Source organism: Mycobacterium shunyiense, assembly GCF_058270075.1.
The window spans coordinates 1-23,121 of record NZ_JBZDPU010000003.1 but is presented as its reverse complement, the minus strand read 5'-3'; the positions used below and the strand labels follow the sequence as shown (position 1 = coordinate 23,121).

Annotated in this window: 17 protein-coding genes and 2 pseudogenes; 11 read left to right on the top strand and 8 right to left on the bottom strand. The window is 60.8% G+C overall.

Features of this window, described 5'->3' with window-relative positions; translation table 11 throughout:
• Window positions 1-29: 29 nt before the first annotated feature.
• Both lysE and AC4ELH_RS01860 read right to left on the bottom strand, forming a co-directional pair.
• Window positions 30-629: an L-lysine exporter gene (lysE, locus tag AC4ELH_RS01865; protein ID WP_498883100.1), complete on the bottom strand. Its 600-nt coding sequence runs from the start codon at window positions 627-629 to the stop codon at window positions 30-32.
• Window positions 630-1,040: 411 nt separating this feature from the next.
• Window positions 1,041-1,568, bottom strand: coding sequence for a hypothetical protein (locus AC4ELH_RS01860; protein ID WP_498883098.1), 528 nt, complete (start codon window positions 1,566-1,568; stop codon window positions 1,041-1,043).
• A gap of 263 nt (window positions 1,569-1,831) precedes the next feature.
• On the opposite strand from AC4ELH_RS01860, the gene AC4ELH_RS01855 reads away from it, so the two are divergent.
• Window positions 1,832-1,978, top strand: a complete 147-nt coding sequence (locus tag AC4ELH_RS01855) for a hypothetical protein (RefSeq protein WP_426654353.1) — start codon at window positions 1,832-1,834, stop codon at window positions 1,976-1,978.
• Window positions 1,979-2,814: 836 nt separating this feature from the next.
• Here the strand turns inward: AC4ELH_RS01855 and AC4ELH_RS01850 are convergent.
• On the bottom strand, window positions 2,815-8,019 hold the full coding sequence (locus tag AC4ELH_RS01850) for an ATP-binding protein (RefSeq protein WP_498883097.1): 5,205 nt from the start codon (window positions 8,017-8,019) through the stop codon (window positions 2,815-2,817).
• A gap of 301 nt (window positions 8,020-8,320) precedes the next feature.
• Here AC4ELH_RS01850 and AC4ELH_RS01845 point away from each other — a divergent pair, with 301 nt between their 5' ends.
• Together AC4ELH_RS01845 and AC4ELH_RS01840 are read left to right on the top strand one after the other, a co-directional pair.
• The gene (locus AC4ELH_RS01845) at window positions 8,321-9,280 is read left to right on the top strand and encodes a hypothetical protein (protein WP_498883095.1); all 960 of its coding nucleotides are present in this window, start codon (window positions 8,321-8,323) and stop codon (window positions 9,278-9,280) included.
• A 164-nt stretch (window positions 9,281-9,444) separates the two neighbouring features.
• Entirely contained in the window at window positions 9,445-9,594 is a 150-nt protein-coding gene (locus tag AC4ELH_RS01840; protein ID WP_409550788.1) for a hypothetical protein, read from the top strand.
• Between the two features lie 183 nt (window positions 9,595-9,777).
• Here the strand turns inward: AC4ELH_RS01840 and AC4ELH_RS01835 are convergent, their stop codons facing one another.
• On the bottom strand, window positions 9,778-11,208 hold the full coding sequence (locus AC4ELH_RS01835) for an exonuclease domain-containing protein (protein ID WP_498883092.1): 1,431 nt from the start codon (window positions 11,206-11,208) through the stop codon (window positions 9,778-9,780).
• A gap of 382 nt (window positions 11,209-11,590) precedes the next feature.
• Here AC4ELH_RS01835 and AC4ELH_RS01830 point away from each other — a divergent pair, with 382 nt between their 5' ends.
• The 4 genes and pseudogenes from AC4ELH_RS01830 to AC4ELH_RS01815 all read left to right on the top strand — a co-directional run.
• Entirely contained in the window at window positions 11,591-12,082 is a 492-nt protein-coding gene (locus AC4ELH_RS01830) for a Panacea domain-containing protein (RefSeq protein WP_409550790.1), read from the top strand.
• A 36-nt stretch (window positions 12,083-12,118) separates the two neighbouring features.
• The gene (locus tag AC4ELH_RS01825) at window positions 12,119-12,589 is read left to right on the top strand and encodes a hypothetical protein (RefSeq protein ID WP_409550791.1); all 471 of its coding nucleotides are present in this window, start codon (window positions 12,119-12,121) and stop codon (window positions 12,587-12,589) included.
• Between the two features lie 150 nt (window positions 12,590-12,739).
• Window positions 12,740-13,135, top strand: a complete 396-nt coding sequence (locus tag AC4ELH_RS01820; protein ID WP_498883089.1) for a DUF4238 domain-containing protein — start codon at window positions 12,740-12,742, stop codon at window positions 13,133-13,135.
• Window positions 13,136-13,150: 15 nt separating this feature from the next.
• Window positions 13,151-13,528: pseudogene (locus tag AC4ELH_RS01815) on the top strand (DUF4238 domain-containing protein); the annotation flags it as partial.
• Window positions 13,529-13,984: 456 nt separating this feature from the next.
• Here the strand turns inward: AC4ELH_RS01815 and AC4ELH_RS01810 are convergent.
• A complete protein-coding gene (locus tag AC4ELH_RS01810) occupies window positions 13,985-14,293 on the bottom strand; it encodes a hypothetical protein (protein WP_498883088.1) in 309 nt (102 codons plus the stop codon).
• A 200-nt stretch (window positions 14,294-14,493) separates the two neighbouring features.
• Between AC4ELH_RS01810 and AC4ELH_RS01805 the strand changes: the two genes are divergently transcribed.
• On the top strand, window positions 14,494-14,955 hold the full coding sequence (locus AC4ELH_RS01805; protein WP_498883087.1) for a winged helix-turn-helix domain-containing protein: 462 nt from the start codon (window positions 14,494-14,496) through the stop codon (window positions 14,953-14,955).
• Between the two features lie 171 nt (window positions 14,956-15,126).
• Here AC4ELH_RS01805 and AC4ELH_RS01800 read toward each other — a convergent pair whose 3' ends face one another.
• The 3 genes from AC4ELH_RS01800 to AC4ELH_RS01790 all read right to left on the bottom strand — a co-directional run bounded on the left by AC4ELH_RS01800 (window position 15,127) and on the right by AC4ELH_RS01790 (window position 17,878).
• The gene (locus AC4ELH_RS01800; RefSeq protein ID WP_498883086.1) at window positions 15,127-15,582 is read right to left on the bottom strand and encodes a lipoprotein LppJ family protein; all 456 of its coding nucleotides are present in this window, start codon (window positions 15,580-15,582) and stop codon (window positions 15,127-15,129) included.
• A gap of 114 nt (window positions 15,583-15,696) precedes the next feature.
• Window positions 15,697-17,529 carry an alpha/beta hydrolase gene (locus AC4ELH_RS01795; protein WP_498883084.1) on the bottom strand — a complete coding sequence of 611 codons (1,833 nt, stop codon included), beginning with the start codon at window positions 17,527-17,529 and terminating at the stop codon, window positions 15,697-15,699.
• Window positions 17,530-17,578: 49 nt separating this feature from the next.
• Window positions 17,579-17,878 carry a DUF6317 family protein gene (locus AC4ELH_RS01790; RefSeq protein ID WP_498883083.1) on the bottom strand — a complete coding sequence of 100 codons (300 nt, stop codon included), beginning with the start codon at window positions 17,876-17,878 and terminating at the stop codon, window positions 17,579-17,581.
• A 1,735-nt stretch (window positions 17,879-19,613) separates the two neighbouring features.
• Between AC4ELH_RS01790 and AC4ELH_RS01785 the strand changes: the two genes are divergently transcribed.
• The 3 genes and pseudogenes from AC4ELH_RS01785 to AC4ELH_RS01775 form a co-directional block, all read left to right on the top strand.
• Entirely contained in the window at window positions 19,614-20,348 is a 735-nt protein-coding gene (locus tag AC4ELH_RS01785) for a TnsA-like heteromeric transposase endonuclease subunit (RefSeq protein ID WP_498883082.1), read from the top strand.
• Window positions 20,345-22,486 carry a TnsB C-terminal domain-containing protein gene (locus AC4ELH_RS01780; protein ID WP_498883080.1) on the top strand — a complete coding sequence of 714 codons (2,142 nt, stop codon included), beginning with the start codon at window positions 20,345-20,347 and terminating at the stop codon, window positions 22,484-22,486. Before AC4ELH_RS01785 ends, AC4ELH_RS01780 begins: the two co-directional genes overlap by 4 nt.
• Window positions 22,487-22,546: 60 nt before the next feature.
• Window positions 22,547-23,121 (top strand): annotated as a pseudogene (locus tag AC4ELH_RS01775) (hypothetical protein); the annotation flags it as partial.

Here is a 23,121-nt window from a genome sequence, read left to right as displayed (position 1 = left end):
CGTATGTCGGGCTGAGCGTCCTCCGAGGCTCAGGACAGCGCGAGGCTCGTGCCGAGCGCGATCATCATCACGGCGATCAGCCCGTCGAGGATGCGCCAGGTCATCGGGGTGGCGAACAGTCCGGCCATTCGGCGGGCACCCAGGCCCAGGCCGGTGAACCACACCGCACTCGCGGCCACCGCGCCGGCGCCGAACGGCCACCGCTGCTCGTGGTGCTCGTTGGCCAGCGAGCCGAGCAGCACCACGGTGTCCAGGTAGACGTGCGGGTTCAGCCAGGTCAGCGCCAGGCAGGTGACCAACACCTCGGCCAGGCGAGCTGGGGTGCGCTCGGACGGGTTGAGGGTCGAGGGCCGGAAGGCGCGCCGCGCGGCCAGTGCGCCATAGCCGATCAGGAAGGCCGCCCCGCCGAACTTCGCGACCGTCATCGCGTCGGGATGTGCGGTGATCAGCGCGCCGACCCCGGCGATGCCGGCGGCGATGAGGATCAGGTCGGAGACCGTGCACAACGCGATGACGGCGACGATGTGCTCGCCAAGGATGCCCTGACGCAACACGAAGGCGTTCTGCGCGCCGATCGCGGCGATCAGCGCCATGGTGGTGAGGAATCCGATGAGCACAGGTGAAGCCATGCGTTCGAGGCTATGGACGTGCAGTGATCAAGTACATCTAATGATTCTTCAGAAGCATTAGAATTGCTTATGTTGACCGCCACTCAAGGGATGCAGCTCATTCTCTCTGTAGGTTCTCAATCTCCGTGTCGGAATTCTCAATTTGATGTCGTGCGGATGTCGGATTCGACATGAAGATGAGAACAGCTGAGCGGTTGAGGGGCCGTGGTATTCGGTGCATTGATTTGGGTGCCGCTCTCTGTAGGCGGCGGACTGTGACGAACCTCCGGAAGTGCTGCAGGCGTGGTCACCCGAGCACCTTCGCGATAAGCGCGGGCCGCTACCACAACACCAATCGGCGGGGAATCTTGACGCTCGAATGTTCGTCATCAAATCTGACTTAGCGTAGGGGCGCGTCTCCCCATGGAGCCCTCAACCCAGGGCGCGACCCACCCAAGTCAAATGCTGCCGGGCGACGGGATGTCCCAGACGGAGTAGCCCCCGTAGAACTCCAACCCGAGTCCGGCCTTCGATCACTTGAAGCCCGGCAATCGGTGGGTCGAGCAACATGCTGTCGATGAGAATCGGCCACCGCTTCCACGTCCCGTGAATCTCCCAGCACTGCTGGACGCCGACATGGGTGCCGTGACATCGCACACTGATGTAGTGAATTGGATTAGCGGCAATTTCCTCGATGTAATCACCGTCGCTCGGTCCGGTCGGCATCGTCAAAAACGCCTCATGGGGAATGGTTTCGACGTCCCACCGGATTCGTGTCAGATTGACACTCCCGTAGTCCTCAAGAAACGACGAGTTGCCGGCGTGGTCGTAAAGCCACTGCTCTGCAACATCATCGGGCCACCCGAGTTCTATCACTATGTCGCTGGTCCGAAACTCCTCAAACCCGTACCCGGATTCACGGCACGATCTGGCGAGGGCAGAGAATTCGCGCAAGTACATCGGACTCATTATGGATCGGCCGCCTCGGCGGTAGACGTGGGAAGCTGTCGATGACTAATCGCTCGAAAGAGTGGCATAGGGTGCAATCATTCGGCATCGTCTGAGGGCTCGTGTGTGGCGTGATTGACGGTTACGCCCAGCGCTAGTCGTTCTGTACCAACGACTCTCACAAGTGACTCGTACAGGTCAGGGCGGAGCAGCAGATCGGCGCCTTGGACTGCCGGTTCGAGTGGGCGGTAATCGCCAGCGTGGATTAGGAAGCCGTGCCAATTCCGACCGACGAGTGCTGGGCCGTTGTGGTCGACCAGGACTTGCCGCAGGGCCGGGATCTCGGGCCGGAGGCCAAGGAGGGCAACGATTTCGACTTGGGGGACGAGTGTGAAGCGCTGCAGTCCGACGCCGCGATATAGATGCGGGGCGCCCGGCTGACCTGTGTAGTCGACGAGGGCGCTGAGGGGGCCTTGCGCGGAGCGGAGGACTATTTCAGCCTCTTCGGCGTCGACGCTCGGGGCGAATTGGTCGTGCGGCACGGCCCACAAGTCCGGTGAGCCTGTGTACAAGGGCGCGCTATTGGCGGGTGGAGATCCTTCGCATGCTTCGAGTCCAGTCGCGACGAAGAGCTCCCGGGCGGGGACTTTCGGGTAGCGCGAAGCGAGGGATTCTTGGCGTTCGATCATCCCGAGTTGCACCCAGCCGGCGTATGGTGCCTCAGCGACGCGCACCGGGTGTCCGTCGGGTCCGTTGAGTTGTCGAGCGCCGGAGAGCGCGACAGCACAGCTGGGCGGCCATTCATCCTCGTTCTTGAGCCACGGGATGGGGTTCAATGACCAGTCGAGCACACTAGCTCGGGTGGAGGGCCGTGGAACTCGGGAAGCTTCGCATCGCATTGCCCACTGTGCATTCGACGCCAGGCATTGTGCGAGTTCGTATTCAAACCTGTGGGGGTCCGAGAAAACCCCCTCGAGTGCCCTGGCAGTCCGTATGCCGGCGGCGCACACCTGAAGTTCGTTCTCAAGGATTTCTTCGTCCACCAGATACGCATCGGGGAGGCGGCTGCTGGACGGCGACCGCAGGTGGTCGATCTGTGTTTGGCCGCGTTTTCGAATCTTGTCCGCCGCCAAGGCGACCCGGTCGATGATTGCTTCGCGCAGCCCAGGAGGTTCGCTTGCGTCCTCCAGGCGGTCGCCGAGAAACATGCTGACGAGCCGTTCCGTCCGGCGCTCACTTGATGGGGGGGTGGGGGAACTCATTCATGCTCCGTGAATAGGTCATGGAATGCGGCCCGGATCTTGCCTGCAGGATCAGTTGCTGGTGGGGACGGAACCGGACGGGCGTGCACTTCCAGGATTCGCGCAGCGAGCGAACGTACCGATAGCCAGTCGGTCGCGGCGAGGCGCCTCAACTCTGCCGTCATCTCGTCATTCAGTGCACCGGATGGGAGGCAGGTTAGTACGACATCGAGGAGCCACGTTATCCGGCCCGCGTCCAAAGTAGCCCGCAGTATGTGGACCAGAGCCGCCTGCCCGACGGCTGGGCGACAGGTGGCTAGCAGGCTCGTTGCGAGAAGGGCCTGTCGTAGGTCGGTCCGCATCGGTTGTGAGATCGTCGCAAGGGCGAGCGTGGCCATCGCGACATCGAGGTCCCCGAGTCTGTCCGGGGTGGCGGTGGGCCGGTATACGTGCCCAGATCGTTCCGCTCTTCCCGGGAGGCGATGCTGGATGACGGTTAATGCAGCGTCCCAGCAGTCGACAGCTGTACCGCCTGGCGCTTCAGCCGGCGTGGCGGCCAGCGCTGCGACAACGGCCTGCGTGACGCCATAGGTGTGTTGCGCGTCCGTTCCGACGGTGTGCTCCACCGCTGCAGCGAGGGTTTGTTCTGCGGTCGCGGGGTCGAGGTCGTGGGCTGTGGTCCACAGGTTTGTTTGCTCCCTACCAGCGAATGTGCGCAATCCTCCCCCGGCCCGGATGCGGATGTATGCGAGTGTCAGGCAGTAGCTTGCGACCGCCTTCAGAGCATCAGATGTGTCATCACAGCGGACCGCCAGACCCTCACCGATGACGGCGAACACCTCGTTGTTGCTGGAGTATCGGGATATTTCGCGTGCGACGTCGTCGATAAGCTCGATTCCGGCTTCGGCGCCATCGCGGAGAGTCGCTTCGATAATTCGCCAGCCGATCGCGTTCGCGAGCGCATCAACGTTCCATCGAGATGCCTCTGCATCGTCGCGGTATTGCTTGAGTTCATAATCGCGTGCCGCGAATACGACACCAGCCCGGCCCCCGGGAATGATCGGACGCTGGTCATTGACGAGGCGCTGCTGCGTCTCAGTTGGGTCGGACTTCGGGTCTAGGCCCCAATCAAACAGTCTTTTCGGCTCCTCCTCGACACGCGGTGTCCGAATATCGAACTCCGGACCGCCGAGCCGTACGATCGCGTCGACAAGTTCGGGAGTTACAACCGACGTTGGCTGCTCGCCGGAGTACATCATTGCCTGATCGTCGTAGGACGCTGCGATGTTATTCACCGTGATCGCGAGCAACGCGTCGGTCTGTGGACTGACACCGACGTCGCGGTGAAGACGGTTCAGTAGCTTTAGGTCGCTGTTCGGGCGACGCCAGCTTGTTCCGACAGTCAGCCGGAGGGCCATCAGTACTACCGGATCGGCGGTCTCGAGCTGATTCTCCAGGAGGTGCCTGTGCGCGGTGTGCGCTCGGGCATCTTCGAATCCGAGTTCGGCTAGCAGGGTGTCGGCGCCATCGATGGCTGCTGCTGTGGGGTCGATGTCTGCGGTCTTCTCCCACCACGAGTGCACGAAATGTGAAGTGTCGCGTCCGTCAGTGTGTTGACGAACGAGATAGGTGAGATCGACAAGCTTCGCGAGTGATGCACGTGCGATGTCGAGGTCGACGGTGGCGAGATCTTCTATGCTGTCGATAATTTCGGAAATCGTCGGGTCTTTGTGTCCGCCGTAGCCGGCGAGTAGCAGGCAAGCACGCCTCCAGCACTCAGCGGCTTCGTCCTTTGCTCGGGCGGCGCAGCAGATGCGGGCGATCGCAAGTTCGAAACCAGCGGTAACGCTGTACTGAGTGTGGGTGTCGACGCGGCGTTCGCGGATGACCTTCATGACGGCATGGATCGCTTCGACTCCGATGTGATCGGCGACGCGGGCAAGGATTGCAAGCAGGTCATTGGTTGCGAGTGGACCGTTCTCGGGCAACCCCATGGTAGATGTCGTAGTGCCATCGCCGATAGCGATGAGGTGCCCTAGCACAGCTTCGAGGTCGTCGGGCTGCACGACGATGACGGCGTTCTCAACGGTCTCATGGATGAGTGGGTGAATGGAGTACAGGTCGCAGGCTCGCGGTTCGCCCGTGAATGGCTTCGCGGCCGCTGCCAGATCCGCGAGTGCCACGAGGACGACGGAGGATGCGGCTTTGGGTGTAATGATGCCTGCGGCGACGTCGTCTGCGATACCGACAGTGGCGACGGTGTAACGCATCCAGGCGCGGTAGAAGCCGACGCCCTCGATGTGGCTTGTCAACTTGAGCGGGATGGTCCTGTCAATTGCGTGCACGAGTGACAGAAGGGCGAGCCACCAACTGACGGTGTCGTTGTCCGCTGTGGGCCCAGCGAGGACCTTGTCGGTGGCGGCATGGATGTCTGCTTCGAGGTCGCTGGTTCCGAGGCCTTTGAGGATGTCGTTGGCCGGGATGCCATGGCGCAAGTAACCGGTGACGTCGAACGCCGGAGCGCGGGTCCAGGCTTCGCGGGCGAGGTGAGTCTGATCTTCGAATCCAGGCGCACCGGCAGCCGCGAGGTCGGCGAGCGTCAGGTAGACCTCTGCTGCCTTGTCGGGATCGGTCATCGCTGCGGCGACGTTTTGCATAAAAGCTGCGGGGAGACCGGTGGCGAACACTTCGGTCAGGTCCCTGAGGGATGCGTCGTGGTCTCGCTCGAAGTGCTCGGCTAGTCGGTCGGGAAGGGCAGGGCGGATCTCGCCACGTTGGGCGCGCACACGAAGCGCTCCTAGCTGACGGGCAAGCTGTAGGGTGCCGTCCCGGTCAGAACTATATGTGGTGCGTTCGAGCTCTGCTTCTCTGTTCCGGGCCTCGATGTAGGCCGCCCATGGTGCCGCGACGCCAGCCGCGTCTAGCGCGCGGCAAATCCGCAGCCCCCAGCGCGGGGGAAATGTTGGACGTCCCTCGTACACAAGACGTTCCGCGACAGCGTCGGCGCCGAGGATGGACACAACGACGTCCGCGTACTCGATGATCGAATCAGACAGCGACTCGCCTTCGTAAGTATCGATTGATTTGCGTGTTTCTACGCATACGATGAGCGTCGCCCAATCGAGTCGCGCCGCGCTTTCGCGGGCAACGACACCGACCACATGTTGGAGCGCGCCGGGGGGTTGGAATGCACGAATGCTCTCGGCCACAAACCCCGGTTGGATCAGTTCTTTTAGCTCGTCGTACCGGTCAAGGTGCGCCAACAGTTCAGGAAGATGTCTAAACGCCCTGGCGTCGCTGAAGAACCCTCGGGCATCCAACCATGCGGCGAGGGATCCGCGGATGGATCCGACCCACAGCTCATCCTTGTCCCGCAGGATGTGTCGGCTGAAGCTTTCGTGATGGATCCGCAGGCCGCCTAAACCTGGTTGCGATTTCAGCACGGGAGCAAGCGTCCTGAGCGCGGGTGTCAGCAACGGCTTAACCTGGGGTAGAACCTCACCGAGTTCGTCCGCGCTCATTGCGAAGTCACATAGCGCCAGCATGCCGATGGCGTACTGCTGGGCATCAGTCATCGATCCGAGCAGGTATGTGTAGTAAGCATCGACATCGAGTGCCGAGTCGGGAACAAGCGTCAGGCGGTGTACGACGTCGCTGGCAGTCACCGTCGTCGCATCGTCCGTGTCGAGCGGCGAGACGCGTGTCGCGAAGCGGCAAAGGTACGTGGCATAAAGGGGATTGCCGCCCGAGCGGTTGTCAAGGAGGTCAACAATTCTCCGTTTGCCCTCGGCGTCGAGCGCACCATCCTCGGCAAAGCCGTCGAGAAGCCCGTGATTGTTTGCGAGGGCGCGAAGCTCGTCCGATGACATTCTCGGCATCTGCACCGGCACATCGGTTGCCGGGTTGGCGTTTTCGAGATGCGGGCCAGGCTGACTCGAGATGAGCATGCATACGCCGGGCACTAGCGTGATATCAGCCAGCTGGTCGACGAGTAAGTGGGATGGATCAGCCTGCCCGTTGGTACGGCCGCCCAACACTCGGTCGACGTGGTCGAGACCGTCGATAATGAGGAGCACGTTCTGTTGGGGGTGGGTGGCGCGACACGCCTGCAGTGCAGCGACGAGCGCTTCGGGCGTGGCCGCGAACCGAGGCCGCAGGTCAACTGTCGCCTCTGGTACGGTCATTTCGAGCTGGCGGAGGAGACTTCCGATAACGACCTGCGTGAGGACTCTTTCATCGCGGTCAATATCGCTTGCGCCCAACCAGCAGTGGTGCCGTGCAACGGTCCAGCCAGCTTTTCGGTAGGTGTCTGCAAGTTGTTCGCAGAGCCAGGATTTCCCCACACCGGGTTCGCCGGTGAGGACGACACGGCCGCCTACGGGTGCGATGGCGTCGATGTGCGTGCGTACTTCAGTCGCAGCGTCGTCGCGCGCCACAGCGACAGTCGTTTCAATGGGATGGCCTTCGGCGACGGCACCGAAGTCGATGGTGAGGCCGAGTTGGGGTGAAATCCGTTCTCGCGCTACGTTTCCGTCGATCGCGCGTGCGCGTGTAGCCGCGTATGCGAGGGCACGCGCCGCGTGTTCGGGCGCAATGTGAGCGTTGGGGGTGCGGCCAGCGCCGAGTTCTTCGATGACCCGACGTAGGAGGACACGTTCAGCGGGTCCTGGGCTGACGAAGTCGAGCGTTGAAGCGGGAGCATCGGTATCGACCGTAAGGCACTCGCAAGCTGCCTCGAGCTGGTCGTCCGTCAGGTGCGCGACGAGGTTTTTCCACGGCGCGCTTTCTCGAAGCAATTGCGGATAGAACTTGTACTTGTGCGTTGCGACGCCCCGCAACGGGTCGCCTGGATCATCAGCTACTTTCACAGGCTTCAGCACTGTGGCGAGGTCCTCGTCAGGGCCACCGTCACGCACAACGACTCGGTATGTGGTTCGCGGCTCTTGTGCCAGATCCTGCAGCAGTGAGTCGAAGAGCTTGTTCAGTTTGAGGCTTCGTCCGTCGGCGGAGAAAGTTGCCTTGGCGAGTTCACGATCTTGGGCGGTGTGTTTGATTTGGATACGGACGCGGCGGCCTGACCGGTAGGTGATGGTCAGGTCGTCGAATCGGTCACCCTGGAACCCTTTGGTGTCGACGGTAATGCGGACCGCGGTACCGAGCAGCAAGTCGACCAGTGCAATGCCGGTGATGAGGTCCTGGTATGCGTAGCCCTGGTGGGTCACCCTTAGGTTCATCCACGTCCTTATCCGGTCCAGGCCAGTCCGAGGGTCCGTATGCACGCCTCGATCCGCGCACCATGCATGTCGCTAGATGATGGCACGTGGGGGCGACGCATTCGCCTCATGACATTGTTGCGAGCGGATAATTCCGAGAGGGTTAACAGTCAGATGGGCCCGCTGGCTGATGACGCGACGATAGCGCGAGGTGAGAGGCGGGACTACGCGAGGTGGGCACTCGGCCGACTCAGCAATCCAATCGGTAGAGCATCATCATCGACGGTGGATGCATCGTGGAAGGACGGCTATGACGTTTGTTATCGCAAAAATCACCGATGCTAACTCCGGAGCTGTCACGCTGTTGTCGGATACCAAGGTCACTGACCGAATCGATGACACTGCCAGCCGGCGGACGCTGAGCAATCCGGGGCAGAAGGTGGTGATCGTTGACGACGACATCGTTGTCGGCTTTGCCGGAGATACTCCCGCATCGGCAGTCAACCGGGTAGCAGAGCTGCGTGGCCAATCCGTCTATGGAATCGAAGACGCGCTGCGCGCACTTTCAGCCGAAATGTATGAGACAGCAGGAGCTTCGAAGAGCTTCCTAGTTGTCGCTCGCACGCCAGAACCTCGAATTACTGTGATCTCCCGGGGCCAGCAAGAAGATCGAACCGCGATCGGCACCGGATGGATCGGAGACCGCGAGGCATTCAACGCATTCAGCGAAGTCTTTCAGGATGACTCGGCGCCGGGCGACCTGGGATTGGACGCACGGTTCTTCTTCGCCATGAGCGGCCTGATCGCTTGGGAAGATGTCGATACTGTCGGTGGTTACCTGGTCCGCGTCAGCGGACGTAGCGACAAACCCCTGCGTTTCATGCCCGATACAGGCCTCGTCATGCCGGATGACATAAATGGCACCATCATTCACAAGCCGCATGGGCAGGCCACACTAGATTTGTCATTGGCCGATGGAGCCGATCCCACTCGCCATATGCGCCTGCCCATTCCAGGAACTGGGCTCACCTACAGTGCGCTGGCACATTACATTCCCGAGGCAAGGACTGCGTGGCTCCACACCCACGAGCATCCCGGGGATCAGCCGAAAAGGCTCACGGTGGACTCCCTTTCGGAGCTCGTCGAGGTCGCGCAGTCGAAGTACGGCCAATTCCTCGACACCACCGTGGCGCAACGAGTGCTGCAGGGTAACCACCCCCCACCGAGCATGCTGTACATGCGACCATACCCAGGCAACGACGGCCGGTGACCACATGCGTTCCCGTGCCTCGCGGACCGGAATGGGACCGCCAGGAGCAGATAGACGTCGGCAATGCGAAGCCAGACCCCCGGACGGAGAAGCCATTTCAAGGCCGCAACTCACGGGAGTGTGGCGAGCAGTGTGCTAGGTCGCCGTGCCGTCTGCAAGGTCGGATGCACTTCGATCAGCTCAAGAGCCAGATCGGGCCGGGACTCCGTGAACGCCACATTCTCGGGGTGACTCATCATCCACTAGCGATGCGCGAGGCAGCGTCGTCGCAGGTCGGCGGCATCGTCGTCAGCAGAGCGCAGACCCATCGCTGAATAGCAACACCTGCTCGTCGACCACCGGGAAGCTCACGTGGACCCGTATCGGGCCGCTCGCGCGCAACTGCATCTACGTCCCGGTTGCGTTGGTGAACTGCTGGGTCTGCGTGCGATGAGGTGAGTGCCCAACCGTCGACAGAATTGGGAATTATCGGTGCGAGGCTTCCTCAGCGCCGTTGGCTACTTACAGGTGCCGCACAGCGGTTGACTGCTGCGGCGCTTGGCGATCCACGAATCACCGCAATTAGCGCACACGAGCGCGACACCGATGTGTTCGAGCCGGAGCACGGGTAGTGGGTACGGGGTGCCCACTGATTTCAGGAAGTCGTCGACCGACGCGATCGGGATACCGAACCGCCGGGCTTGGTCGGCCTTTCCGGAACTCGTTGATGTATCGGCCGCGACCAGAAGATCACAGCCTTTGGCCGTGACCGAGTCCCTGGCCACCAGACCATTTCGCGCAGCAAGCAGCTCCAGGTCGCTCCGGTCGATTTCGTTGCCAGAGCTGTCGGTCGCACTTCCCGTGAAGCACACCGACAGACCCAACGCCAGAACGATGGCGCCTTTGACTGTGCGATGCGCGTCGGTCTGCCGCAGAACAAAGTCGGGATCCAGTTCCAACAATGCGGCCGCGCGGCACAGCTGGTTGATTTCGTCATCGGTGACCTCACCGTCGGCGAGGGCGGCTTCGACGAGACCGTCGAGGAACGCTCGGTGTGCGCGTTCAATTTGGTACGCACTCAACCCGAGTTCAGCTGCCGCTGTGTGAAGTTCAGCTCGCTCGTCGGTGGTGACTCGAAGGTCAGCGAGTGCAGTATCGAGCAGTGCGATGTAGGGGGCAACATCGGGTGCTACGTGTAGACCTGCGGCAAGCTGCGCCAGGTACGGGGCCGGCGCGTAAGCGTTGGCGTGGCCGTCGCGGGTACACACGCGCAGCGGGCTGGCCTCGATCGGGTGCGCGTGTGCTGCGGCTCCGGCACGCATAAATTGGCCGGCGACCGCGATCAGGAGCTGTGCGGTGGCCCGGGCATCGGCGAGCGCGCGGTGGGCATTGTCGAGCGTGACCCCGTGGTCAGCGCAGGCCTGTCCGAGTTTGCATCCAGTCACCGACAACGTGTCCAGACCCGATCCCCAGTCGATCTCGATACCGACACGCTGCATCTCTGCGCCGACCATGCGTGAATCGAACCGGAGGTTGTGAGCTACACAGACAGCTCCATGAACACGTGCGGCGACATGTCCAGCGACGTCGGAAAACAGCGGTGCGCCGGTCACCATCGACGGCGTGATTCGATGAAGCCACGTCGGGCCGACATCACGAGCAGGGTTGATTAAAGTGTCGAATTCATCGGTGATGACGCCCTCTCGGTTCAGCGTGACGATCGCGATCTCCACGACGCGGTCCTTGGTGTAGAGCCCTGTTGTCTCGACATCGATCACGGCGATCCGGTCTGCATTACCGAACAATGTGGCAAGGCCGTTCACCATGGAGGTCTGCGCGACCGCGGGAGGCGCCACCGGTTCGCTGACGGCGCCGGTCCATTGGAACCCGTCCCACCACCGCAGCGCCGACAGCTGCCACGGGTCTGCGTACCACCCTGCTGCAGGCATTCGCCTACCCCCAACTTCCCGCTGCCGGTCCCCACGCCGTCAGGCGAATCGCTGCGAGACTATCGCGGGGTTGCGGCACGCAACACCGGAACGATGCACGATTTTTGGATCAGTCACAGCTCGTCTGCGACGAGTCGGCTCGAAGTTCCCAAAGCTGCGGAAGCCCAAGGACTACCGCTGGGTGAATTGCCTGTCGTAGCGTCGTCCCGACATGTATCCGATGGGATGGATAGCGGTGGTTAGCCATGATTCTGTACCCCGCAGCTCCCGACGGCGACGTCGCAATTTATGCGGGTTCAACGGAGACCGGGCAAGCGATGTCATACTCGGGTCGTACCGTAATGGCAAGTCCGAAGCCAGTGACAGGAGGTGTCGCTACACGATGGTATCGGTGCATGACGTCGCGGCGTACATCCTGGAGAAGCGCGGCGCGATGTCGACGATGAAATTGCAGAAGCTCTGTTACTACAGCCAGGGTTGGTCGCTCGCATGGGACGAGAAGCCACTGTTCGACGAGCCTATTCGTGCTTGGGCCAACGGTCCCGTGGTCTACGAGCTGTTTGATGAGCACCGCGGCCAGTTCCGCGTCAGGCAGTGGCCGACGGGCGATTCCGACAAACTGTCCCAGGACGAACGCGAGACCGTTGATGCGGTGCTGTTCGCCTACGGAAAACTGACCGGTCAGCAACTTAGCGACAAGTCGCATACCGAGCGACCCTGGGTTGAAGCTCGGGCAGGTCTTCCGGCAGGCACGCTGTCATCGGCCGTCATTGAGCTCGAGACGATGCAGGATTTCTTCGGCGCGCTGGCGGTCAAGGAAGCCGACGCTCTGGACGAGGCGGAGTTCGACGACGAGCCACTCGTCGACTGGTGACCCTGTAATCGAGCACCCGAGGAACCAGTAAAAGGTGTGGGTAAGAACAACAGCAACAAGCAGCTGCCACAGCGTGCGGGGCGCCCCCAGCGCAAGCAGGTCAAGCAGAGCGCGGCCCCGCTGGAAGCTATCGACAACCAGGACTTTGCTTGGTCCGCGGGCGAAATCGACCACCAATACACGGGGGAATGGGCGTGGGATCTCACGCCTAAGGACATTGCTGACCTCCTGAAGCTGCTTGAGGAACTGTCAAGGTTGACATGGCGCGAGGTTAAGGCGATGACTACCGGCGGTCGGGAGGGGCACAAAAAGCACCATGATCAGCCGGTCAGTTCTATTTGCATCCAGGCCCAGCAGCGGTTAGGGGAGTTGCAGGTCGACGTCGAGCGGGTGTTTCGGTTAAGGCATGGCAGTGCGATTCGTATCTGGGGTTATCTGGCCGGACCGGTATTTCGGATCCTTTGGTACGACCGAGAACATAAGGTTTATCCCACCGAGAGGAACTAGTGCCTGCGATGCTGAGTGCGCTGGTGCGGACTGCGGCCGGCTCCGAACTGGTCCGACGGCTGCCGCACACGAGGACCTGCCCAGCCTGCGTAGTCTGTGCTGAGTCCACCACATGGGTCGACGGGCTCACCGTTATGAGGATCCCGATGCGTGGCTGACATAAAACGCGGTCACCATACGGTCCCTCGGTTCTACCTGGATCGCTTTGCCAACGACGACAACCAACTCGGAGTTGCGCGGCTGACTAGCAAGAAGCGATTTCGTCTGTCGACCGGCAACGCATCGGTGATGCGGGACTTCTACAACATCGACTTGCGTGACAACCCAAACGCAGTCGAAGACTTTCTGTCAGATATCGAACGGGATGCTGCTGCAGTTTTCCGGAAGGTGCTAGTTGACCGCTCTTGGCCGCTCCGCGCGCACGAGCGCGCAATCCTGGCCACTTTCCTCGCGCTGCAGCGGACCCGCACGCCGAGCCATCGCGAGATGGACTCGAAAAGCGTTCACGTGCAGTCGATGTTGGATATTGAGCAGTACGGACCGTAATTCTTCAGCCGGAGTTGGCAGCTAGTTCAATTCAGCAGGAAGCGGCTGTTGACTTCCGATGCACCGGTTGGTCTGGTGGCCCATCCGGATGCGCCGGCGGATGCCGGCCTTGGCGTTGGATCGGCGTGGGTCATTCTGTTTCCAATGTCTCCTACCGTGGGGCTCATGATGATCGCGCCCGGCGGAGACGATGAATCGACCGGTTTCGCGCACGGGCGGGCCGACGCTGTCCTCGACGGCTCTGCGTACCTCGCGAAGTTGTTCAATCAGACCGCGATCGACGGTGCGCGGGAATTCATCTTTCACCACCCCGATGACGGGGATCTGGTACCGGACCGGCTCCCCCCGCCGCTGACAACACAGCTGAAATGGTCGCCTGGGCCGCCGCAGTGAAGAAAACTCCGGCATCACAAACTCAGATCGAATAGTGGCTTGGGATATGTCTTCCTATGCCGAGTCGCGCCAGGCTGCCTTGCAGGTAATGTCCCTCGCCGAGCGGTTTCCGCGCGAGGAACTCACCGTCATGCCGACCGCCGTCGGCGGGCTTCACGTACGGGGCTCGCCCGGAAATCGACCCACATCTGGTCGAGGATCTTCGCAGTGAGCGAGTTAGCTTGGCCCTCCGAGAACCAAGTCAATGAATCGCGTCGTTCAAGCGCGGCACTCCGGTGCCGCGCCAGAATATGCCTTCGGGCTCCCCGTGGATGGGTTCGACTGGTCGTGGGCTGTTGTCGGTTATGCATGTTCGGGGTCTGGTAGCCCGACAGTCAGTGCCCACCAAACAGTTTGGCCGCAAGAATGATTCCCGAAAATACCGTGTGCCTCGCCACCCGCGTCCTATCTAGGCAGCTACGGGCCGAGCCTCCTGCGAAACTCCTCGTCTAGTCGGGTGAAATTGTCGGCCGTCCCAACAATTTGATCGGCAACGCTGCTGATCGTGACGGGCAGCATTGCATCAGTCGATTCGCGGACGGTATCCGCGCACGGATGCAGAACGCCGGTCATTCCAGTCGAGTGCTCTTCCAGCTGTTGGAGACAACGCCCCACCTCGTCGCGAGCGGTAGCCGCAGTGTGTGTGCACTCCTCGAGCTTCTTCGAGCATTCACGTAATTGAGCCCCTACCGAGTACCAGGTCTCGGTATCAAGCAACAACGTCATCGGTGCCCCCCAAATTTCCGCGCGGTTCTGCCGACTGGCCCGCAGCCAGAGCTGATCGTTGCATGCAGACCGCCGGACTTGCGGAATCCGGACTCGTGGCGGCCGAGTTTATTGGGGTGAGACGGGCTCATCAGATGCACACCGCCCACTCGCTCGACGGCTGACACCTCCTGATTCATAATGAATCAGGAGGTGTCGTCATGTCCACCGAAACCAACCTGGCCCGTGCACGAAAACGGCTCGCAGCCAAAGCTGCACGTCAACGCATCGACGAACTCGACCTTGAACGGGAAATCTACGACGCTGCCGTGGTCCAAGGCCTCACCCAGCGGCAGATCAGCGAGCTCGTCGGGAACCAGTCTCAGGCCACCATCCAACGTGTTCTGCGTCGCATCGCCGACGACCCCACCCAGCTCGACGTCAAACCCGCCGAGATCATCGATCAGCGCACCGCCGGCATCATCACGACAGAGCAGATGATGGAAAAACTCTTAGGGTGGCGATACAGCTTCGGCGAGGTAGTCCGAATCAATGGTGTCGCCACCGACGCCTACACCGCTGGCGACTGGGATTCCATCGAAACCGCCTTCTACGCCGGCCAACTCACCGACGATGAATTCCAGCGACTGGCCGACCGTCAACTCCAGGCCAACCTTCCCTGACCTGCGTGCGCACGCGGCCGACCAACTGGCGCGCGGTGTGTACTCGAACGCATTTCGTCCCGGGACTCTGAACAACTGGTCGCGGCTCGGTGGTGCTTTTGGTTCCGAACCATCGCACGCCGTCCTGAGTCTCAGATATTGATCCGATGCGCGCTAGCGATTCCTTTGCCTCTAACTGGTGGCGAGGTCTCCTTTAATATCTTCAGACAGCGAGTTCGTCTGGTTGCTGCGATGGTCGAAGTTGTCGCGGCACTCTCCCAAGACATCGATCATCACGTGAGCAACGGGCGGCTTGTCGGGCTTCGGTGGTGGGATCACCCACACGCTCACGTCCACGTTGTCGCGTTTGAATGTGGTTGCATGGGAATGAAAGTCGGGATCGATCTGCCAACCACGTTGCCGCAACCTATCCAGCACAGAGTCCGACGAGACCTCGCGAGACCGATCGGCGTCTGGCATCCACAACTTCAGCCTGCTGTGACCCTGGAACGGCGGTTTGCCGTAGTCGTTGCACGAGTCGTAACCGAACTTCGCATCAGCCACCTCGGCGCCGAGATCGGCGATCACCTGACGCGACGCATCGATGACCTGACGGCGAGCATCCTCGGGGGAAATCGGATTATCCACGCTGCCAGAGCACCCCACCAGGCAGAGCAGACCCGTGAGCGTTCCGGCGATTCGTACCCATGCAATTCTCAAAGGTCGTTGCCCCGTCTCTCTCGATCGTCATGGCTCACCACCTCAGTGATAGTGGTCGTTGTTGGACTTGTGCACCAGTTCCGGATCGAACCCCACCTTCGGTGACACTCCCGGTATGGGGAACGGCAACGCGGGAGTCTGCACGCGGTGGGCAGCGGTCATACCGTGCCTTTCGAGATCGTCCCCGTGTCCGGACACGATGTCGGCGATGCTGAACAGCGACTCCGACCCCTTTTTGAAGTACGAGGTGTGCTCATCAAGGATGTCGCGTGGATCGAGGTTGATGCCGGCCACCTCGGCGTGGAAGCGGGTGGAGCCGAACCCGTCCATGGCGGGGTCGGTGCCGAGGCCGACTCCAGGGATGTTGACGTGTTCGCGCCCCATTCCCGTGACGAAGTCAGTCGACGCCGCGCCGACAAAGAGGTGGCCGTCGGGTGGTAGGTGGAAATCGGCTGCTGATTGCGCCAGATCTGTTCCGGGGCAGCCGACAAGGACGATGTCGTCGGCGCGCATCCCATAGCCGGCAGCGGCGTCGGCGACCGTTGTCGACCCATATGAGTGGCCGATGACGGTGGTGTGCGCGGGGTTTCCGTCGTGTGTGACGTCGAGGGCGTTAACGTCGGGAGCCAATAGCTGCGCGCCGTCGCGTGCCATAAAGGGCTCGGTGACCCCAATCATGTTGGTGTCCAGGTCGGCATCCAGGTCTGGGGCGTTGTAGCCCATCCACTGGACGACAGCTGTGGAGTTGTGCGTATCGGCCTTGTTGGCCTCGTTGTAAACGTTGACCCCGGTCCCGTCGGACAACGTTCCGCCGGCCACCGAGGTGGTCAGACCGGAGACCATCACGGTGGTGTTTGCGGCCTTGTCGGGGTTACCGATCGCAATCGCCGCCGCCCCTTCACCGTCGAATGCCTCGGGGTCGTACTTCATCAGCAGCACCTCAGGGGTGTTGCCATTGGCGTCCACGGCATTGTCGGCGTCGGCCTTCAAAGCCTCGGCAACTTTAACGGCGTTGTTGTAGCGGCTCATCATCTGCCCAGCCATCCCGTACTTTTCCGGGTGAGCCAGCACTTCCTCTTTCGTGACCCCGCGTGCTTTGGCCACCTGGGCAGGACGATTGAGATCCTGCATCATGATCGACAGATTCGCCGTGCTGCGGTCTTGGACCGGAATGCCATTCAGATTGCCCAACTTTTCCGGCCAATCATCGAGCAGCTGCCGGCGCTTCTCCGGTGGCAGCGAGTCCCACCACTTGTTGACCTCCTCGGCATTCTTGCCGACCGGGATCTCCGCGCCGGTGTCATACGGCGGCGCTTCCGGGGGACCGCCGGGCCCGAAGTTCTGTGGCGCGGTGTCTAGCCCACCGACCGCGGTGCGAAGGCTCTGGCTGAGCTGTCGGTCGGCGGTGTCGAAACTCGCCAACTGCGCCTTGAGACCCACTGAGTTCGTGGCGGCCAGCTGACGAAGCTTCATGGCGAAGGCCGGACTCGTCTTGGCGTACTCGTCCAGCACGCTTCTAGGACGTACCGACACCGTGCCGTCCGGTGCGATCTGCCAGCCCTGGGCCTTCAACTGGTCCACCGCCGCGACGAGACTGGTGCGGGTTTGAGCCAAGGCGGTGCCGCCCTCCTGCATGGCGGATTGAGCCCGGTTCAGCGCGTCGTGAATTTGTTGCATGCGCGTCAAAGTGGGTTGCGCTTTCGCGAACGCCGCGTCGGCGGCGGTGCCCTGCCAACCCGACCGTAACCCGTCGATGTTGGCGCGGTGCCTGTCGATTTGGGAGGCCAAACCTGTTGCCTTCTGGCCAATTTCGGCAGCGGACGCGGTGAGCGTCTCGGGATGGGATTCCTGAACCTGGGGAATGGTTACCGTCACGGCGTGAGCCTTGAGACGGATACGATTGGTCGAGGAGCTGAGCGGGGGATCACTGGGTGAACCTGCGTAAGCGTCGCCCGAACTCCTCGTCCATGCGGTGGTAGCGAGCGGCCGCGGTTGACAGGTTGTCGGAGTGCTTAGTCAGGTCTTCACGGACTGCACTCAGGGCGGCATCGACCCTGGAGCTGGCAAACTGGCACGCTTCCTCGCTGAGCAGACCGGAGACCCCAGTGCTCGCACTGTGCAGCGATTGGCCAGCACCCAGACCTGAGACAAACTCACCCACGTCGGCCTGAGTGCGCGCAGCATTGCGCAGCGAGTCCGGATTGACACGCAACATCCCACCCATGAACAAGAGTTTAAGTCCGCCAGCAACGATTCGATCGCACCTGTTTGGGAGATAGCGGGGTTGCGGGATCTAGACGGCTACACGCCGAGATCAATCCAGCTGAGGTCTGAGCGTGAGGCTTGGTTGACGGTGTGATCGGTCCTACGATCATGTGAGACAACCTCTCAGTCGAGTAGGTGATCAGATGGGAATTCCGCCGCCGGTGAACCCACCACGACTCGCAGGTCCTCTTAACCCCGACCAGTTCCACTACGTCAAACGGGCGAGTGCGGACCATCAAGCTGCGATGTGGAATCTGGTGCTCGCCGATGACCCGATCTTGGGCCCGACGACGGGCATGGTGGTTGGAGTTGCGCCTATACGTGATCGTGACGGGCTTTGGCCACTGGTTTGGGTGCGCGCGTGATGTGTGGTTGTTGCCTGTGTGACTGGAAGCTCGGAGGTTCTGGTTCTGGTTCTGGTTAGTTGCCCGCAGTGCGATTCCGGTTCGAAGGCGACTTCACTTGCCACTTCGTCAGCCAGTCACCTTGAATCGCTGGCGATGCTGCTGCTACGAGAACGACTGTTCGCCTGACATTTCGAAGTCATGCGTTACGAACACGATCGACGGATGCAAGAACTTCCGCTCGGTAGTCCTCGAAGGTGATGCTTCTCGTAGCAAGAGCCGCGAGCCAGCGCACATCTTGTTGCGACCAACGCCATCCGGACAACCAGCCATCGGCTAGGGCGTCGGCAACTATGCGTCGCTCGCGCTCAGAGAGTTCCTCGAACACCATCAGGCACCAAAGTCCATCTATTCATTATGGGTAGGTGGCGACAGCACCGAGGTCTCAACCGGTGAGTCACCTGGATACGTCGACGCGATGGTGTGCATTTGGACGGTGATCGGGCGCCGTTGTTCCCAGACACGGGCGTTGACGCGAGCATGCGTGGTCAAACACTCTGACGAGGGGGACCTGATCATCGCTCTATTCGTTCGCGCTTGTGGAAGTGCTACGGAATCACCACCAGCAAATCGTCTGCATTCAGCGTTATTGCGAAATAATCGCACAACTGAGTTGGCGGCCGATTGTAGCTACCGTAGCGCCGCTATGGTACTAGGGCTTTGTCCTGGTGCTACCAGTAATTAAGCTGAGCGCAGATTTAGTTTCAAATTGCTGAAACTTGTTGTGTCGCAATAATTAGAGCGTGGGCAGCGCAGTGCTGGCGGGATTTTCCGGCGGGCATGGGCACTTACGGCAATGTTCCAAAGTGATGCGGTGCTACACTTCGGTGTAGCACCGCTACGGAATGCCATGATGGGGAGTGTCAGCAGTGCGGTGCTGTTGGCCGAGTCCGCCTCGGTACCTATACAAAGTGTAGGGCTGATATTTGCTCAGCGGACTTTGCAAGCTGGCTAATTTCCGCATACTATGCAGGTCGATCCTGTAGTACGTAGTGCTGATCAACATTTTTCAACATTAGCTACAATCTAGATTATTTGACTCTATCAACCATCTAATCTCGTATTAAAATAGCTGCTCTTATATTGAGAAATGTGCACTTTGGTGAAACGGCCGCCCGCCGCTATTTGCGCGCAATATTAGCCTGTTTGAAAATTTGCTTTGCTGGACTGGAATGAGGCAATCCGGGCGGATACTGAGCGGAGTAATTGAACTCCGAAGTGGCCCCAATTCACCTTAGTTGAGTTTGCTGTCGACGGAGTCTCTGCCGGTGTGATGGTGGGTGAGCTGTGATGGCGATAGATATCGATCTAGATTCCGCAGTTCTTCAGTATCGGCCACTGATGGGCGAGCAACGATCGGTGCCGGTGGGGGAGGCTTCGCCGGCTGCGCTGTTCGCCGCGCGGCCCTGGCGCACCTTCCGCTGGTACTTCGGTCAGCGTCACTACTCGGGAACGTACTGGTCGGCCACGGTGGGCGACCACGTGATCTATGAGTCACGGCTGGAGCTCGCGAACCTGCTGTTAGCCGATTTTGACCCAACGGTGCGACGCATCGTGGCGCAGCCGTTCATGTTGCAGGCCGAGGTGGACGGGAAGTCCCGCCGACACATTCTGGACTATTTGTGGGACAGCGACGACGGGCCGGTTGTCGTTGATGTCGTCCGTGCAGAGCGCCTTGACAAACCGAAGATCGCCAAGCTGTGTGAGTGGACCCGTGCGATCGTCGAATCCTGTGGGTGGACATATTTGATCGTCAGCGAGCCGCAGCGTATCCGCTTGGCCAACGTACGGTTCCTTGCGGGGTACCGGCGCGAGTGGTTGCTCAACCAGAGCATTCTTGGCGAGATACGTTCTCACCAAGACGATTTCAGTGGTCGAACGATCAAGGACGCCGAGTCGAGCTTGGCGGGATCTCCCAAGCCGTTGGTACGCGCGGCCTTTCTGCATCTGCTATGGCATCACGAGTTCTCAGTAAGCATTAACCAAACATTGTCCCCATCAACGGTATTGGAGGTACAGAGATGAAGCGTGCAGGAGGGCGAGTAGGCACCGGAACGCGATTCGCATACGACGGCGAGGTCATCAAGATAGTCGAAATGCATTCGGTCGATGGACGAATGGAAGCTATCACCGAAGACCTGCGAACGAAGACGATCCGACGATTCGACCTGAGTGAGCTGATGCTTTCCGAAAGGTCTCGTCTGCTCGGGGAAGATCTCGCACCTGATGTCGATGCAGACAGTGGCGACAGCACGGCAGTCAGGTGGTCAGCAGCACCAGAATCGGCGCGGCAGGAAGCCCGGTGGCGTGCTGAACACGTACGGGAGGTGCTGACCGGCTATCGGTCGGGATGCGCAGAAGCCGCACGGCCGGGGGAGCCTCGGGCCTGCTACCGGTTGACTCGTTCGAAGCAAGCTCGGGTATGCGCCAAGGCGCAGCAGCTTCACAAATCCCAACGCACCGTGGAGCGGTGGGTGCGAAGCTTCGAGAAGGATGGCGAGGTCGGTCTCGTCTCGGCTAGGGCTATACGGCCGGGACTTGGCGGCAGGTCTTTTGAATTGTTCAGGCAGGCCGCGCTGGACGTGATGCGCGAGCACGTCGAGATGTCGAAGCCGAACGCGAAGTTTGTGATTTCTCATGCCCGTGCGCGCCTGATCGCTGATTACGGCGTCGGTGTTGTGCCGCTACCGTCCACGGCGACGGCCTACCGGATCGTCGACACACTTGAGCGCATGTACCCCGTCCTTCATGGGAGCACTAAACGTAACCGGGACATCGCATCTCGTTCCCAGCAGCCATACGGCAAACTGCATCCGGCTCGGCCCGGCGAGTACCTGCTGATGGATACCACGCGACTGGATGTTTTCGCCATGGATCCCAACACGCTGCGCTGGACATCGGTTGATCTCACCGTCGCCATGGACTGGTATTCCCGGTGTATCACAGGCTTGCGGTTGACTCCTGCGTCCACGAAAGCAATCGACGCGGCCGCAGTGCTGTATCAGTGTTTTCGACCAGCTCCGGCAGGTGTCGATTGGCCCGAGGACGCGGTGTGGCCGCCACACGGCGTACCGCGATCGGTTCTGGTCGAACACAACACACTCGATCCTGCTAGCGTATTTGCAGCCACGCCGGCCGTTGTCCCCGAAACGATTGTCGTCGACCACGGCAAGATCTATGTCGGTGAACATCTGACGAGTGCCTGTCGAAAGTTGGGAATCTCGATACAACCGGCCCGTCTACGCAAAGGGCAAGACAAGGGTCCAGTCGAACGCTTTTTTCGCACCATCCGCGAAGGTGTTCTGCAAGAGCTGCCCGGTTACAAGGGCCCGGACGTCTATTCGCGGGGTCTAGATCCGGAAAAAGATGCCTTCTTCTTCATCGACGAGCTTGAGGCACTGCTACGCACATGGGTGGCTACGGTCTACCACCGCAGGCCCCACCGCGGGATCGGCGAGCCTGGCCTTTGGGGACTCGGCTTGTCGCCAACTCAGATGTTCGAGCACGGGATCGCACGCGCCGGCTACATCGAGGCGCCGCGTGATCCGCATCTTGCCTACCAGTTTCTCAAGGTCGACTGGCGCACCATCCAGCCCTACGGCATTCAGACACGCAACCGTGTCTACCGTGGCAAGTGCCTCGGCAGCTACGCGGCTGGAGAGGAAAGCCCCTATCGCGAACAAGGCGGCAAGTGGCCATTCCACATTGATCCCGACGATGTGCGATATCTGTACTTCTTCGATCTCAAGACCACTCAGCAGTGGCACACCCTCGTATGGACCGAGGCGGAGGTCTGCGACGGTCCGATGTCCGAGGACGGCTTGGAGTACGCCCGGGATCTCGTCAGAAAAAAGCACCGCTACTTCGACGACAAACTGGCGCTCGCCGAACTCCTGGAACAGCACCATCTCAGTCAAGCTCGCACACCGACCGAGCGTCGCATTGCGCTGAGGCTTTCCCGGGAACAATCCACACTCAGTCAAGACGCGCGAAGTGCAGGCGAAGCTAACCAATCGGCTTCAGCTTTACCATCTTTCGACGTTCACGGAGGCACCAAAGACGAGGTCGAGATCGACAACAACGCGCACATGATTGACGAGCTCGACGACGATCCGCTCCCCGACGACGAACACTTCTACGACGACGTATGGGAGGACATATGAGTACGGCCCCGACGAGCACACCGACCCACGCATCGTTGCGCCGACATGTAGGAGGACATCATGAACACCGCCGGCATCACTCAACCACAGCAACGGTCCAACCTGGACAACCTCACGTTGTCCCGAAAAGAGGGCTGGCGCGACGCCGTCGCAGCACCCAAACGAGAACGTCCGGAGCCGTTGACGAAATCAGAGATCCGCCGTCTGAGTGAATCCGCCGCGGACATCTACAACCAGCGACGAAACGATTGGCACAACAACATTGGGCCGCTGCAGACACCGCAACTTGTGGAGCTGCACGAAACGCTGTGGGACATCATGGACGGCAACGACCGCGACGGAGATCGCGTCAAAGGTGCCATAGCGCTCGACGGCTATCCCGGCCTCGGCAAAAGCACCGCAGTTGAGGCTTTCGCCAAAGAGTTCCATCGACGCGAAGTGCGGCGCCACGGTCAATTCACCCGCACCGGCGACGAGAGATGGCCAGTGTGCCGAATCGGCATGCGAGGCAATACCAGCATGAAGGACTTCAACCGCGCGATGTGCGATTTCTACGCCCACCCCGGTGAGGGGGACCCGTTTGGTGGTCCAGTCGCTATGCGACTTGGGGTTGGTGGGTCGTGGCCCACTGTAGG